This is a genomic window from Coxiella-like endosymbiont, from assembly GCF_002871095.1.
Classification (GTDB): Bacteria; Pseudomonadota; Gammaproteobacteria; order Coxiellales; family Coxiellaceae; genus Coxiella.
Map to the genome: position 1 here is coordinate 1 of NZ_NSHJ01000067.1, position 788 is coordinate 788.

Here is a 788-nt window from a genome sequence, read left to right on the forward strand (position 1 = left end):
AGCAGAAATTGATTAGCATAGCAGAAAATTGCTGGTACTCTTAATTACCTAAAAGAGATAACACATCAGATTAAAACAAATACACGTCAATAAGCAAATCCGTGTTTTAGAAGTACGATTAGTAAATGAGAAAAGAGAGCACATAAAGATCGTAAAAATTGATCGGGCTATAACCTTCGCTAAAGAAGTAAAATTAAATTTAGTTGAAGTTTTTCCGACGGCTAAACCATTTGTTTGCCGTATTATGAATTTTGGTAAGTATAAATTTAAGTAAAGCCAATGAAAAGCAGCTTAAAATACAAAATAACGGTTCATGCATTTTAAAGAAATGAAATTCTGTTCTTGGACACAACATATGTTGGGGGGGATTATCAGGTTAAATTACGTAAAATTGCAGTTTTTTTAAAACGTGGGGATAAAGTAAAAGTGAGTTTATGTTTCAGAGGACGAGAAATGCAATATTGGGATGGGAGTTAGGATTGAAGCTACTAAATCGCATCAAAGACGATGTAAAAGTATTTTTATCGAACAAGAGTTAAAATTAAAAGAGGTTCATTAAGTGAGAATGGTATTTATAAAAGGTAAAGGTATATGAAAAATAAAGTTAAAATGCATAAAACGAAGAGTGAGAGTTATACTGAAATTCAAGACTAATCGCGAGGTAACAACATTTTAAAACAATTAGTTGAGTTGATATTCAACGATCTGCAGCTAACCATGATCCTATTTTGACTTTTTTGACACAAAATTACAACAACGAAAACACCGCTTGTGCCAGTTAAATAAAC

The 788-nt window shown here is 31.3% G+C and carries 2 protein-coding genes; both read left to right on the plus strand.

Annotated elements, in window-relative coordinates:
* Positions 1-79 precede the first annotated feature (79 nt).
* Positions 80-274: a translation initiation factor IF-3 gene (infC, locus tag CLERM_RS04190; protein ID WP_408936547.1), complete on the plus strand. Its 195-nt coding sequence runs from the start codon at positions 80-82 to the stop codon at positions 272-274.
* A gap of 68 nt (positions 275-342) precedes the next feature.
* Positions 343-477, plus strand: coding sequence for a hypothetical protein (locus tag CLERM_RS00690; protein ID WP_195909775.1), 135 nt, complete (start codon positions 343-345; stop codon positions 475-477).
* Positions 478-788: the final 311 nt, after the last annotated feature.